This window comes from Ekhidna sp., from assembly GCF_963691765.1.
Classification (GTDB): Bacteria; Bacteroidota; Bacteroidia; order Cytophagales; family Cyclobacteriaceae; genus Ekhidna.
Genome location: NZ_OY829375.1, coordinates 3,056,669 through 3,069,543, shown reverse-complemented (window position 1 = coordinate 3,069,543; position 12,875 = coordinate 3,056,669). Strand labels below are relative to the sequence as shown.

Annotated in this window: 15 protein-coding genes; 10 read left to right on the top strand and 5 right to left on the bottom strand. The window is 37.5% G+C overall.

Annotated features, from left to right (window positions below):
* Positions 1-22: 22 nt before the first annotated feature.
* Genes ACY650_RS13965 through ACY650_RS13955 form a run of 3 tightly spaced genes read right to left on the bottom strand, consistent with a single transcriptional unit; the run spans position 23 to position 3,011 of the window.
* Positions 23-253 carry a cytochrome b5 domain-containing protein gene (locus ACY650_RS13965; protein ID WP_462248252.1) on the bottom strand — a complete coding sequence of 77 codons (231 nt, stop codon included), beginning with the start codon at positions 251-253 and terminating at the stop codon, positions 23-25.
* The gene (locus ACY650_RS13960; RefSeq protein WP_462248251.1) at positions 250-2,610 is read right to left on the bottom strand and encodes an endonuclease MutS2; all 2,361 of its coding nucleotides are present in this window, start codon (positions 2,608-2,610) and stop codon (positions 250-252) included. The genes ACY650_RS13965 and ACY650_RS13960 overlap by 4 nt, the downstream gene beginning before the upstream one ends.
* A complete protein-coding gene (locus ACY650_RS13955; RefSeq protein ID WP_462248250.1) occupies positions 2,610-3,011 on the bottom strand; it encodes a DUF4296 domain-containing protein in 402 nt (133 codons plus the stop codon). The genes ACY650_RS13960 and ACY650_RS13955 overlap by 1 nt, the downstream gene beginning before the upstream one ends.
* 65 nt (positions 3,012-3,076) lie before the next feature.
* Between ACY650_RS13955 and ACY650_RS13950 the strand changes: the two genes are divergently transcribed.
* The 10 genes from ACY650_RS13950 (at position 3,077) to ACY650_RS13905 (ending at position 10,616) form a co-directional block, all read left to right on the top strand.
* On the top strand, positions 3,077-3,961 hold the full coding sequence (locus ACY650_RS13950) for a DUF58 domain-containing protein (RefSeq protein WP_462248249.1): 885 nt from the start codon (positions 3,077-3,079) through the stop codon (positions 3,959-3,961).
* Complete coding sequence (locus tag ACY650_RS13945; protein ID WP_462248248.1) at positions 3,942-4,859, top strand: hypothetical protein; 918 nt, start codon at positions 3,942-3,944, stop codon at positions 4,857-4,859. The genes ACY650_RS13950 and ACY650_RS13945 overlap by 20 nt, the downstream gene beginning before the upstream one ends.
* Positions 4,834-6,336 (top strand): VWA domain-containing protein, encoded by a 1,503-nt coding sequence (locus ACY650_RS13940; protein WP_462248247.1) that lies wholly within the window; start codon positions 4,834-4,836, stop codon positions 6,334-6,336. Before ACY650_RS13945 ends, ACY650_RS13940 begins: the two co-directional genes overlap by 26 nt.
* 55 nt (positions 6,337-6,391) lie before the next feature.
* On the top strand, positions 6,392-6,901 hold the full coding sequence (locus tag ACY650_RS13935) for an RNA polymerase sigma factor (protein WP_462248246.1): 510 nt from the start codon (positions 6,392-6,394) through the stop codon (positions 6,899-6,901).
* Positions 6,885-7,301: a hypothetical protein gene (locus ACY650_RS13930; RefSeq protein WP_462248245.1), complete on the top strand. Its 417-nt coding sequence runs from the start codon at positions 6,885-6,887 to the stop codon at positions 7,299-7,301. The genes ACY650_RS13935 and ACY650_RS13930 overlap by 17 nt, the downstream gene beginning before the upstream one ends.
* Before the next feature lie 55 nt (positions 7,302-7,356).
* On the top strand, positions 7,357-7,878 hold the full coding sequence (locus ACY650_RS13925; protein WP_462248244.1) for a DUF4252 domain-containing protein: 522 nt from the start codon (positions 7,357-7,359) through the stop codon (positions 7,876-7,878).
* A gap of 82 nt (positions 7,879-7,960) precedes the next feature.
* Positions 7,961-8,449: a DUF4252 domain-containing protein gene (locus ACY650_RS13920; RefSeq protein WP_462248243.1), complete on the top strand. Its 489-nt coding sequence runs from the start codon at positions 7,961-7,963 to the stop codon at positions 8,447-8,449.
* Complete coding sequence (locus ACY650_RS13915) at positions 8,449-9,342, top strand: ABC transporter ATP-binding protein (RefSeq protein WP_462248242.1); 894 nt, start codon at positions 8,449-8,451, stop codon at positions 9,340-9,342. The genes ACY650_RS13920 and ACY650_RS13915 overlap by 1 nt, the downstream gene beginning before the upstream one ends.
* Complete coding sequence (locus ACY650_RS13910; protein ID WP_462248241.1) at positions 9,335-10,174, top strand: ABC transporter permease; 840 nt, start codon at positions 9,335-9,337, stop codon at positions 10,172-10,174. The genes ACY650_RS13915 and ACY650_RS13910 overlap by 8 nt, the downstream gene beginning before the upstream one ends.
* 109 nt (positions 10,175-10,283) lie before the next feature.
* Positions 10,284-10,616: a hypothetical protein gene (locus ACY650_RS13905; RefSeq protein WP_462248240.1), complete on the top strand. Its 333-nt coding sequence runs from the start codon at positions 10,284-10,286 to the stop codon at positions 10,614-10,616.
* Between the two features lie 53 nt (positions 10,617-10,669).
* On the opposite strand, the gene ACY650_RS13900 is transcribed toward ACY650_RS13905, so the two are convergent.
* On the bottom strand, positions 10,670-11,290 hold the full coding sequence (locus ACY650_RS13900; protein ID WP_462248239.1) for a LysE family translocator: 621 nt from the start codon (positions 11,288-11,290) through the stop codon (positions 10,670-10,672).
* The gene (locus tag ACY650_RS13895; RefSeq protein ID WP_462248238.1) at positions 11,291-12,844 is read right to left on the bottom strand and encodes a GH3 family acyl-acid amido synthetase; all 1,554 of its coding nucleotides are present in this window, start codon (positions 12,842-12,844) and stop codon (positions 11,291-11,293) included.
* Between the last annotated feature and the right edge of the window lie 31 nt (positions 12,845-12,875).

Genomic DNA, 12,875 nt, shown 5'->3' with positions numbered 1-12,875 from the left:
AATTTTAAATAGAGTAACAAAATCAAACAATCAAACGACCAATAACGTGTAATTTCTCAAAAACTTTTGTATCGTGTGGGGCGTCAGCTAATTCTTCTGTCAAATCTTGTCCAGCCCAATGCTCATAATGCTTGCCATCCTTCCAAAGTCTGCTATTGGTGACATCATAAATTACACCTTGGTATGCAATCCAAATCTCCTCCCGCTCTGCACCGTTTCGAAGTGCTAACTGACTTCTTGTAAAATCTTTCATTGAAGTTTAATTATGGAGATACCAGCACCCCCTCGATCAGCATGCTCATCTTCAACACTTGCAATGCTAGTATGGCCTTTTGCTATGTTTCTAACTATATCCCTAAGGACACCATGCCCTTTTCCATGAACGATACGCACTTCGTCTACGCCCACTAATAATGCTTCGTCAATAAAGGCCTCAACCTTACTCATCGCCTCATCTGCCCTCATGCCTCGTATAGATATTTCATGCTCAAAATTTGCCATCTTATGACTTATGTCAATACCCATTTTCTTGACCTTCTTCTGATAGCTTACCTGCGGTGAGGCATTGGCCTTTTGCAACTTATCAATGGAAACAATTGACTTCATAGAGCCTAACAATACTTCCGCTTGCTTTCCTTTTATTTTTTGAATTGTCCCAGAGGTATCCTGACCAATTACTTGGACCACATCACCCTCACTCAGCTTGATTTTTTTTGGTGCTTTAGGCTCCTTAAATTTTGACTTCTTTTGATCTAATTCTTGCCTTGCTGCTTTTGTACGTTCTTTAGAGGCTTTGCTCTCTTTTATTTCTCTAATTACGCGCTCTACATCCTTATTCGCATTATCTAAGATATAGCTAGCCTCTTTTTTTGCCTCCTTGATGATTCGCTTTTTATCCTCATCTAGCATCTTTCTGAGGTCTTCGTAATCTTTTCTAACCTTGGTTATATCTGCTTGCTCTCCTTTTAGATTCTTAGTTAGCTTTTCAAAGCGAGATTTTTCCTTTTCGAGTTCATTCAGTAATTGATCATACGCGACATGCGAGCTTCCAATCTTAGACCTAGATGAATTGATAATACTCTCGGGCAAACCAATTTTACTAGCAATTTCAAACGCAAATGAAGACCCGGGCTTGCCAACCTCCAATTCAAAAAGAGGTTCTAATGCATCTAGGTCATATTTCATTGCACCATTTATCAGTCCTGGAGTTTCATCTCCAATTTTCTTAAGATTCTGATAATGTGTAGTAATAATACCGAATGCTTTCTTCTTGTTTAAATCAGAAAGTACTGATTCTGCTATAGCTCCACCAAACTGAGGTTCTGTACCTTTTCCAAATTCATCAATTAGAAACATTGATTTCTTATCGGTATTCTCCAAAAAATATTTCATAGATGTCAGGTGTGAGCTGTAAGTACTCAAATCATCCTCTATTGACTGGGTATCACCAATATCTATGAATATGGATGAAAAAATTCCAAAAACACTTTCCTCATTCACAGAAATAGGCAGACCCGTTTGCAGCATGTATTGCATCAGTCCAACAGTCTTTAATGCAACAGACTTACCTCCGGCATTGGGGCCGGAGATTATTAAAATTCTTTTACCATGATCTAACCTCAAATTCAATGGCACTACAGATTTGCCATTTTCAATATGAGATAAAAACAGTAATGGATGCACGCCATTAACAATGGATACAGAAGTCGATTTTACAACTTCCGGTATCACTGCATTTAGAAGCTCAGCCAAAAGTGCTTTTGAATGAATAAAATCTAGTTTTTCAAGTAATCCAGCCCCACTTTTTAAGTCAGCAAGATTTGCTCTTACATGATCAGATAAAGCTATGAGTATTCGTATAACCTCTCTTTTCTCAGCATATTTCAACTCCCTCACTTCATTATTCAATTCCAAAACCTCTCCGGGCTCCAGATATACAGTTTGTCCAGTTGCCGATTCATCATGAACAAAACCTTGAATTCGTTTTTTATGCTCGGCCTTTATTGGAATTACTAGCCGACCATCACGAACAGTCAATGTGCTGTCATCTTCTGTAAACTGATCTTCCTTGGCTTTTTTAAGAACTTTATTAATGGCGCTCCGTACAGCGCGTTCTGATTTGGAAATTTTTGTTCTAATCTCGGATAGTTCCCGGGAAGCTGAATCTTTTACTTCTCCCCTATCATCAATTGTATTATCGATATGAATGGCAAGATTAGGATCTATGTAAATAGAGTTGGAAAGACTATGCAACTCAGGATATTCAACACCTTTCCGTTGAAAAAAGGACACCCATGAGGTGAGTGTATTAACCCCTCTTTTCAATTCATGAAAATCTTGCGGATCCAAGAATGAACCTGGCACTTTAACCTGAACCAGGTAGTCATCAATGTCGGGAAACTCAAAAGAAACCTTTTCGTCAGAGCTTCCCTTTAAGCGAATCATCTCCTTAGCTTGTCCAAGCCAACTCAATAATATTTCATGACGATCAGTTGGCTTAGCTTTTCTTGCGAGCTGTTCCCCTCTAGTGCTCTGGCAGAAACGTATCAGATGTTCACGTATCTGATCAAAACCTAATTTTTGTTCAATATCCTGCGGATATACCTTCACTACTTAAACATGTTATCTCGTTCCATCAATGTATCAACTACAGCCTGATAGATCTTCTCAAACTCATTTGGATTATCTACATAGTAGTTGAAGCTTATCTCATACTGATCTTTAGTTATTCCTAAATCTTCAAAAAGCAAACCTTCGTAATGATCATATACAGACTGAGTACTATCTAATGGCTCTACTTGAACTTTGCTCATTTTCGCTTCAAGTATGTGAATCTCAGTCATTACTTTCACCATTTTCTCACGACTTATGAGATTTTCTGGCTCATTTGTGCTAGAACAAGAGCAAACAATTACAAGAACGGTTAAAAAAATGTTTCTCAAATCAATCTTTAAATTCGTGAAAATATAATTTTGGAGGTCAAAGCTAGTTTGATCATTGGCAAAGATCATACAAGCATTGCAATTATCAATGTTGCCATATTAATGCCAAACTTTGATATAGCAGAAAACTCAATATGAAGGATATCCTTAAAAGACTAAGAAGGTACGAAATTCGCATTCGTAAAGCGATCAATTCGCAGATGCAAGGAGATTTCCATTCCATATTCAAGGGATCGGGTTTGGAATTTGATGATGTTCGACCGTATCAATGGGGTGATGATGTTCGTAATATTGACTGGCGTGTAACAGCGAAAGGTCATGGTACATTTATGAAGACCTTCATTGAAGAAAAAGAACAAACTGTTTTCTTCTTGCTAGACGTATCTGCTTCCCAAGAAATCGGGAAAGACAATCGACAAAAAATAGACCTTGCAAAGGAAATGACTGGTCTTCTTGCGCTATCAGCTATTAGAGAAGGTAGTAAGGTTGGGCTACTCTGCTATTCCGATCAAGTTGAAGATTACGTTAAACCAAGTAAGACTGTCAAGCATGCGTATGAAATTATAAATCGCATGTTTACACTCAAACCCAAGTCAAGAAAGACAAACTTGGATGAGGGCATTAAGTACACACTTAACCTCCTTAATAAAAAAACAATTGTCTTTATCATTTCCGATTTCATAGACGAAGACTTTACTCATTCGATGAGGGGCTTAGCAAGAAAGCATGATCTTGTTGTGGTTCATATTTCTGACAGACGTGAATCTGCAATCCCCCATCTTGGAATTGTACCGCTTCATGAAAAAGAATCTGGAAAGACTGTCTGGTTGAATACTTCATCAAGCGAATTCAAGAATGCAGTTGAAAAGACCCACGGCAAGAACAAAGATTCGCTAGAGAATTTTTGTAAGAGAAATGATGTCAATTATATCTCAATCGGAACAGAGGACGATTACGTACCTAAGCTTATAAAACTGTTTAGACATAGAAATAGAAGCAATGCGAGGAGGACTAGGTAAATTTTTGATCGTAACAGTTACTATTTTCTTTTCCGTAAAATCTAACGGTCAAGAAATTTCTGTGAAAGGCGGATTCTTGGAAGACAGTCTACTTATTGGGCAGAACGTGAACTTCTGGATATCGGCAACCTACCCACCCTCGCTGGAAATGGTATTTCCAGATAGCCTATACTCGTTTAATCCCTATGAAATAAGTGGAAAACAGTTTTTTGAAACTCGTGTAGTGGATGGCTTAGCATATGACAGCACCGTATACACACTACAGTCTTTCGAAATTGATAAAGTCCAATATTTAAAACTCCCCGCGATAATTTTAAATGAAGGTGACTCAACAGTCATTGAAACGCCTCTGGATTCAATTTACCTGACAGAGCTTGCGCCGAAAGTTTCAGACACGACAGCCTTAAAAACTAATCTTGATTATCAGCTTGTAAATACACAGTTCAACTATCCTTTAATGTATTACATTTTAGGTGGTCTAGCACTTTTGGTAATCATCCTCCTATTGATATTTGGGAAACGAATAATAAAGTGGTTCAAGATCCGACGATTACGTGCACAGTACGAAGAATTCTCAGTCTCCTTTAATAGTTACATAAAAAAGCTCAAAGTAGACCCGGATCCAGTGCTTGCTGAAAAGGCATTGATCCTTTGGAAAAGTTATCAACAAAGACTTGAAAAGGTTCCATTCACTGTACTTACCACGAAAGAAATATTAGGCAAGGATTTCACACAAGAACTAGAGTTGCCTTTAAAGTCTGTGGATAGAGTGGTCTACGGAAAACGTACCCAAGAGGATGTATATCAAGACTTTCAACAGATTGAAGACTTTACGCAAGAAAGGTATTCAAAGAAATTAGAGGAGATAAAAGATGATTCCAGTAGCAGTAAAAAATAATACCAGGAAGCAAAAGCCTTATAAAATAGCAAGTATTTGGGCCGCATCATTTTTTGGAGGTCCTTTAGCAGGAGGCTATTTAATCCGCCATAATTTTTTATTTCTTGGTGAGAATGACAAAGCCAACTTAACTACGGCTTTGACCCTAATTCTTACGCTGATATTAACCTTCCTTCTACTTGTTCTTCCAGAAACTTTTATTGACAATATTCCAAACTACCTTCTTCCTACAATCTATGGATTGTTTGCAGCGCTGATTGTTAACCTGTATCAAAAGAAACAGTTGTCTGAACATGAAAAGGAAGGTCTACCTTTTGAAAGCAACTGGAAGGTTTTGGGCATTAGCATCCTTGCAGCACTCTATTGGGTATTAATTATTCTTTTATACTTAATTCCATTCCTAGATATCTTTTCAGAAAATCAGGCAGCAACTATCCCTTCCATGGAGGAGAACTGGTTCTCCATTGATTGGTTCTTTCCATCTCAACTAAAAAGCTTTGACTGGGCCAATCCTATCTGGTTTTATGCCATGCTTGCAGTACCGCTAATATTCATTTTGAGATGGCTGATAATCAATCAATTCAATCAAAAACTACCTATAGCGCTAACTAAAAAGGATTTAAAAAGTGATCCAATCACTTATTTAAGATTTATTCCACCAGTGTTTTTCACCATTAGCTTGCTACTCATCCTGACAAGTTTGGCTCGCCCGCAAACGACCAACGAACAGGTTGAACAGTGGAGTGAGGGTATTGATATTGTACTTAACATCGATATTTCTGAATCCATGCAGATAATGGACTTTCTCCCAAATAGACTAGAAGCAGCTAAAGAAGTAGCCAGAAACTTTGTAGCAGGTAGGTTTCAAGACAGAATTGGTTTAGTAATCTTCTCTGGAGATGCATTACCCTCCTGTCCGCTCACAACTGATTATGGCCTGCTCTATGAACTGATAGAAGAAATTGATTTCGATAAAATAGAAAGTAGAGGAACAGCTATAGGAAATGCCGTTACCTCAGGTATAAACTTTCTTCGAGAATCAGAATCAGATTCTAAAGTGATGATTTTACTCAGTGATGGAGACAATACTGCTGGAAATGTTGACCCGATAACAGCAGCAAACCTGGCAAATGCTTACAATATCAAAATGTATGTTATCGCAATTGGACGCGATGGCAAAGTCCCATTCGGTACTGACTTTTTTGGAAGGCCTCGGTTAGTAGAAAACACATTTGACGAAACTACTCTAAGAGAAATAGCAAAGATCGGAAATGGAAAGTTCTATAGGGTATCAGACAAAGAGGCCTTAGTACAAGTATTTGACGAGATAGATGCTCTTGAAAAAGCAGAGATCAAAGAGACTAAATACAAAGACACAAATGATTTTTATTACGTCTATTTAAAATGGGCTGCTGTTTTCTTACTTCTCTGGCTGCTTACTAAATCTACGTTTGTGACGAATGTATTGACAGATTAAAAAAAGTTTAAAGTAATCTGTAACTTTTCATTCAGCCTCTACATCATCTAGCTGAATGTCTAAAAACCTATACCATAAGCACATCCTCCCTGCCTCTGATGGCATGTATCGATACGCGTTATCGATAGTACATGAACCAGAGACAGCAAGAGATGTAGTTCAGGACTGTCTCACGAAGATTTGGAGTATTCGTAAGGACTTGGACAAAGTCGAAAAAGTTAACGCGTGGGCTTTTCGGATTGTCCGCAATAGATGCATCGAAGTATTGCGAAGAAATCGATACGCAGACCTGGACGAAAAAGTGGTAAACATGAGATATTCGGGTACGGTAGAAGAGCAAGCGATCACGGATGACTTTATGTCATTAATGAAAGAAGTGCTCAAAGGGCTACCGGCCAAGCAGCAGGAGGTTTTCCACCTTCGCGAAGTGGAAGACATGAGCTATCAGGATATAGCTGAAACATGCGGACTTAGTGAAAGTGATGTAAAAGTCAACATTCATAGAGCCCGAAAAAAAGTTAAAGAAGCCATGCAAAAAATTGACGCATATGGGATCGCAAATTGATAAACTACTTGAAAAGTACTGGAATGGTGAGACAAGCCTGGAAGAAGAAAAAGTGATTAAATCACATTTCAAATCAAACCCAGCACTTAACAATGAAAGTCATTACTTCAGATTTCTAAACAAACGGCAATCGATGAAGTATGAGGGATCAAAAGCGGTCAGCAAAAAGAAAGCGTGGCTGTCAGCAGCAGCTACGATCACAATAGGAGTAATTACCGCAGCATTGGTATTCAATGATGCGAATAAAGATCCATTTGCTATCGATGATCCAGAAAAAGCATTCCAGGCTACCAAAGAAGCTTTGCTAATGATTGGTTCGGAGTTAAATCAAGGACAAAGTCACACGATGGAACTTACCAAGATAAACAAAGCAAAAGAAGAGCTACAAGAAGATTCATAAGCTCATCTTTCGAAAACCAAAACCTCGATTTTAAGACCTTATAAAAATAAAAACGATGAAAAAGACTGTATTAACACTAATGATTATGTCCATTGCCAGCTTGACATTTGGTCAGCAGGTAGTTACCAAGTACATGGACAAATATGAAGATGATGAGACATTTACTAAAGTGTCAATAAGCAGCAAAATGTTCTCACTTTTCACAGAGATGGAAGGGAATACTGAAGACGAAAAAGAATTTCTTGATGTCATCAGTAAGCTTAAAGGAATGAAAATAGTTGCTAGTGAAAAAGTGGCCGATCCAAATGGACTTTATAACAACGCAATTAGCGATGTAGCAAAGGCTGGATATGAAGAATTGATGACAGTAAAAGATGCCGAAGAAAATGTAAAGATTTCTATTAAAGAAAAAGATGGAATCATTGAGGAATTAATTCTTGTAGCTGGAGGAAAAGAAAAATTTGCAATCTTGAGTCTATACGGCATCATTGATCTCAAACAAGTATCAAAGCTTGCCAGCATGATGAGAGTAAGCGAATTGGATTACCTCAAGAGTTTAGATACTGATAATGATTAAGAAATAAGTTAGTTGACTGAGGTGGGTTAGAATTCCATTCGCCCACCTCGTTTTCATTTTAAAAACTACCTATCTCCTACATATGAAAAAACATTTGCTCGCGATAGCACTCACTCTAATTATTCTGCCGACCATAGCGCAGGAATCAATAATTAAGGATTTTTCTGAGCCCAGAAGGCCTACGAAATGGATGAATCCAATCTGCCTCTATCCGAGCACCCTTAGAATGATCAATCTTGCTCAAGACCCTAATTTCAATGAAATGGTCAATGACATTGAGAAAATTTTGGTTTATACGTTAGATTCTGCAACAGCTGTTTCAAAGGGCTATAAAGAAATGCTCAAAGAATATGAAGCTGAGGGATTCGAAGAATATGTAACCGTTTATGGCGAGCAGCATATGAGAATCATTGGTAAGGAAGAAGAATACATTGGAATAGTATCCACAAAAGAAAATGCTATCGCATTCTACTTGAGAGGTGAGATTCCATTTGGAAAAATTCCCACACTCTTACAGAGTTTTCAAAGTTCAGACATGTTACCTCTTCTTACAGATCAATTCGACTTCTAATGAGCGTATTAAAAATCAACAAACTCACAAAAAAATTTGGTAGGCTTACCGCAGTAGATCAACTAGATCTAACTATCAATGAAGGTCAGATTTATGGAATTCTTGGCCCCAATGGAAGTGGTAAGACTACCACTCTCGGGATGATTTTGGAAGTAGTAGCTCCAAGCAGTGGAAGTTTCGAGTGGTTTGGAGGCGACAATAATGTAGAAGCAAGACAAAAAGTAGGTGCTATTCTGGAAACACCCTGTTTTTACGGCTACTTAACGGCGGTTCAAAACCTTAGGATAGTTGCACATATTAAAAAATGCAGCACGGACCGGATAGATAAAATATTAAAGCAAGTAAATCTATATGAACGTCGAAATGATAAGTTCAAAACTTATAGTCTCGGTATGAAACAAAGGCTATCGCTTGCTGCAGCCCTGCTATCTGATCCACCGGTATTAATGCTCGATGAGCCCACCAATGGGCTTGATCCTGAAGGAATAGCTGAGGTACGTCAACTTATAAGAGATATTGCATCTGACGGCAAAACTATTATCATGGCTAGCCATCTCCTCGATGAAGTACAGAAGGTGTGCACAGACTTCTGTATTCTAAGGAAAGGAGTAAAGCTGCATGAAGGATCAGTCAATGATATTCTTGGTGAGACAAATGCAGTAGAAATCGCTGCAGAAAATCTTGAAGATCTATCAAACAAAATACAAGGTTTTGATGGCCTCGAAAAAATTGAGAAAAGAAACGGTTCTTTAATGGCCTATCTCAAAGAAAACAACTCATCAGATCTGCTAAATCAATATTGCTTCGACAAGGGCATAGCATTGAAAAAGTTGGTGCCTCAATCAAAATCACTAGAACAAGAATTCTTAAAAATCCTGAAAGAAAATGATTAGAGCTTTTACACTTGAATGGTTAAAACTGAAGCACTACAGAGTATTTTGGATACTCTTTGGATTATACCTATTGGCTCAATTGATCATTACCAATGGAGGTATTTTCTTTCTCAGATGGTTAGAAAGCAAAGGGGCTGATTTTGATGGTATCGATCCAACGATACTGCCGATCTATGATTTTCCAGACATATGGCAAAATTCAGTCTGGCTAGCATCTTTCGTTAAAGTGCTCATTTCCTTTATTGTCATTGTTTCTGTCAACAATGAACTCTCATATAACACGCTCAGACAGAATATTATTGATGGAATAAGTAAACGTGAATTTCTGTTATCTAAACTGTCATTGATTCTATTCTTGGCTGCAGTATGTACACTTGTTTTATTCGCTTCTGGACTGGTAGCAGGATTTATGTACTCACATGTCCTAGATGTTAAATACATTTTTAAAGATTTAGACTTCCTATTGGCATATTTCCTCCAATTAGTCGTCTTCTGTCTGTTTGCATTTAGCCTTGCAATGGTTATCAAAAAAGCAGGTTTTGCTATTGTGATTACCATGCTGTACAGCATGGTATTTGAACCAATAGTTACATCTATTCTTGAGTTCGCTCCTTTTGCCAAAGATTATACCGCTGGACTTGTTAAGTTCTTTCCTATATATTCGATAGAGAAGCTTTGTGGTAAATTTTACGAAAGCCCATTTGCCAGATATCTATTCCAAGAAATAAAGGACCAAGTGTACTGGTATGAGTGGTTAATTGCGTTAGGTTGGGCAGCTATTTTCATGCTATTTATCACCTGGATATTGAATAAAAAGGATTTAAAAGCCTAAACGACAAATTTTAGCCTTTCACCTACATAATGGTAGCCCTTGACTAAAACTCTTATAATATGTGAGGGTTTTTCTCGTTGTTTGTGTTGTATAGTTAAAGCAAACGGTTATGTTAAAATTTGTATCTATCCTCTTTTCGGTATTTTCATTAACATTCATTGTTTCATACAGTACCGTTAGTCAACCAGACCAAGTAGCTATTGAATTCAGCAAAGATGCTGTTGCTGTAGAGAGCGGCCAACCCGTCTACAGCAAAGGAACCAAAGTATGGTTATCGAATCCGCAGAAAGAAGACATTAAACTCTTCTTAAATGAGGAAGTAAAAGAAATTAATGGAGTGCTAGTAGATCTTTCTGAAATAACGAATTTGGAAGAAGGTACTTATACGCTAGTTGTGAACACCAATTCCGAACAAAAAGTATTCGGCTTCACTATCCAGTAAATTATTAGGTTAGGTTTTTAAGATTAAACGTACCCAGTATTGGGTGCGTTTTTTTATGCATAATTATTAAAGAGGAAGTATAAAATCTGGAAAGTAAATAGAATCAAAATGACAGCTACCGTACGATTCATATTCCGAACAAACCTCACCGTAATCAAATGCTTTAGTCGATGGGCAATAAATGCTTTACCAATGTCCATACTTAAAATCGTAATCAACATGCCACCAAAAAATTGAGCCTGTTGAGAAAAGCCATATTCAAAATTGATTGCAATTGCACTTACCCAAGTTGCCCACGAAACGATTATAAAAGGATTTAATCCATTTAATAATAGCCCTTTAGCAAATTGTTTAGCGTAGTTGGAATCGTTCATGATTGCTTGTTCGCTCTGAATCTTAGGTGTTTTAAACCAAGAATAAACAGCGTAAGCACCAAGCATGATAGCACCAAAAATTCCCATCCAAAACTTAAAATCGTCTGTTTCTAGTGCTTTAGCCATTCCAAAAAGCACAATAAAAACATAGAACACATCACTTATTGATATTCCTATTGCCAGAAAGATCGCTTTCTTTAGTCCTTGCTGAATACTGGTCTGGATTAATGCAAAAAACGCAGGTCCAAGAGCGAAAATGAAGATCAGACCGAAGATCAGTCCATTTATAATTGGAGGCATTTAGCTAATTTCTGTTATTTGTTCGTTCAGAAAATTTCTCCAAAGTTGGGCTTTTTCTTTCTTAAGTACACGAGGAAATTTGTTTTGACTACCAACTTTACCTTGAGATTCCATCCATTTGTAAAAAGTATTGGTTGGCAATATACTTAAGCGTACCTCTTTCAAAGCAGAACTTCGCTCTACTTTATAGTCATCATTTAGCATCATCAAGTTGGCATCTATTCGTTCTTTAAGTTCATGCTCATCTACTTCGTCGTCAGTCCCGATATACCAATGATGTGCAAAGAGTGTATCTGATCGATCGCCTAATAAGGTAAACTCTCTGATATCAATCTTAAGTTCTTCTTCAACTAATTCGATCGCCTTGTTCATATTGTCTAAGCTAAGATGTTCACCACACAAACTCATAAAAAGTTTGGTTCTTCCAGTAATCACAATTTCGCTACTATCTACTGACGTAAACTTGACTACATCGCCTATCATATACCTCCAAGCACCTGCATTGGTGGTTATTAACATCGCATACTCCTTACCTTCCTCTACTTCGTCAATTTTCAAAGTCTTGGCATTAGAATTCATTTTACCATCCTCATCAAAATTTTCATCAGAAAAAGGTACAAACTCATAAAAAATCCCATTGTTTAACACCAGTCGCATCGATTTCTGATTAGGGTATGCTTGAAACGCAATAAACCCTTCAGAAGCTAGATAAGTCTCCATATAATTTAGCGGACGTGCTAATAACTTTTCAAAGCCTCTTTTGTATGGCTCGAATGAAACACCCCCATGCACAAATATTTGAAGGCTTGGCCAAATATCATGGATCGTTTTAAGCTGATACCTTTCTATGATCTGTTCCATTAATATTTGCAGCCATGCAGGTACACCAACAATGATTCCAATATCCCAGTCTGGTGCCTTCTTAACAATCTCATCTAATTTGTCATGCCAATCCTTAGTCTTTGAAATCCTTTTACCCGGCTTATAAAAATGTTGAAACCAAAATGGTATTTGAGAAGTGGTTATACCGCTTAAGTCTCCTTCAAAGTAATGACCACTTTTCTTTAGATCTGTACTTCCTCCAAGCATTAAAATGCCTTTTGAAAACAAGGAAGCCGGTAAATCATATTTGCTCATGGTTAAGATCTGACGCATCGATGTCTTGCGGATAGACTTTACCATTTCTCGAGTAATGGGAATATACTTTGAAGAAGCCCCAGAGGTACCAGAACTCAATGCGAAATACTTGATTTTACCTGGCCAGCATACATCTTTTTGTCCATCTTTAGCCATGTGCCACCATTCCTCATAAATACTGTCATAATCATGAATGGGTAGACTTGCTGAAAAAACTTTATAAAATTCGTCCTTACTTTTCTTGAAGGAATTTAGAATGTTATCGAATGAATGGGCCTGCCCGAACTTTGTTGATTGGCAATGGATTAATAAGTTTCTAAGCTCTTGTTTCTGCAAATCAAGTGGGGAAGTGTACAACTGCTCCAAACTTTCCCTCAACGTTATTCCCTTCTTGAGTAATGTACCTAAAATTGCCATTTAACCAATTGAAACTTATTCTTGAGTTTTC

Coding starts and splice junctions, on each gene's coding strand:
- ACY650_RS13950 (WP_462248249.1), top strand. CDS start 3,077: ATGAAGGATATCCTTAAAAGACTAAGAAGGTACGAAATTCGCATTCGT.
- ACY650_RS13965 (WP_462248252.1), bottom strand. CDS start 253: ATGAAAGATTTTACAAGAAGTCAGTTAGCACTTCGAAACGGTGCAGAG.
- ACY650_RS13945 (WP_462248248.1), top strand. CDS start 3,942: ATGCGAGGAGGACTAGGTAAATTTTTGATCGTAACAGTTACTATTTTC.
- ACY650_RS13955 (WP_462248250.1), bottom strand. CDS start 3,011: ATGATCTTTGCCAATGATCAAACTAGCTTTGACCTCCAAAATTATATT.
- ACY650_RS13915 (WP_462248242.1), top strand. CDS start 8,449: ATGAGCGTATTAAAAATCAACAAACTCACAAAAAAATTTGGTAGGCTT.
- ACY650_RS13900 (WP_462248239.1), bottom strand. CDS start 11,290: ATGCCTCCAATTATAAATGGACTGATCTTCGGTCTGATCTTCATTTTC.
- ACY650_RS13920 (WP_462248243.1), top strand. CDS start 7,961: ATGAAAAAACATTTGCTCGCGATAGCACTCACTCTAATTATTCTGCCG.
- ACY650_RS13910 (WP_462248241.1), top strand. CDS start 9,335: ATGATTAGAGCTTTTACACTTGAATGGTTAAAACTGAAGCACTACAGA.
- ACY650_RS13895 (WP_462248238.1), bottom strand. CDS start 12,844: ATGGCAATTTTAGGTACATTACTCAAGAAGGGAATAACGTTGAGGGAA.
- ACY650_RS13940 (WP_462248247.1), top strand. CDS start 4,834: ATGATTCCAGTAGCAGTAAAAAATAATACCAGGAAGCAAAAGCCTTAT.
- ACY650_RS13925 (WP_462248244.1), top strand. CDS start 7,357: ATGAAAAAGACTGTATTAACACTAATGATTATGTCCATTGCCAGCTTG.
- ACY650_RS13930 (WP_462248245.1), top strand. CDS start 6,885: ATGGGATCGCAAATTGATAAACTACTTGAAAAGTACTGGAATGGTGAG.
- ACY650_RS13905 (WP_462248240.1), top strand. CDS start 10,284: ATGTTAAAATTTGTATCTATCCTCTTTTCGGTATTTTCATTAACATTC.
- ACY650_RS13935 (WP_462248246.1), top strand. CDS start 6,392: ATGTCTAAAAACCTATACCATAAGCACATCCTCCCTGCCTCTGATGGC.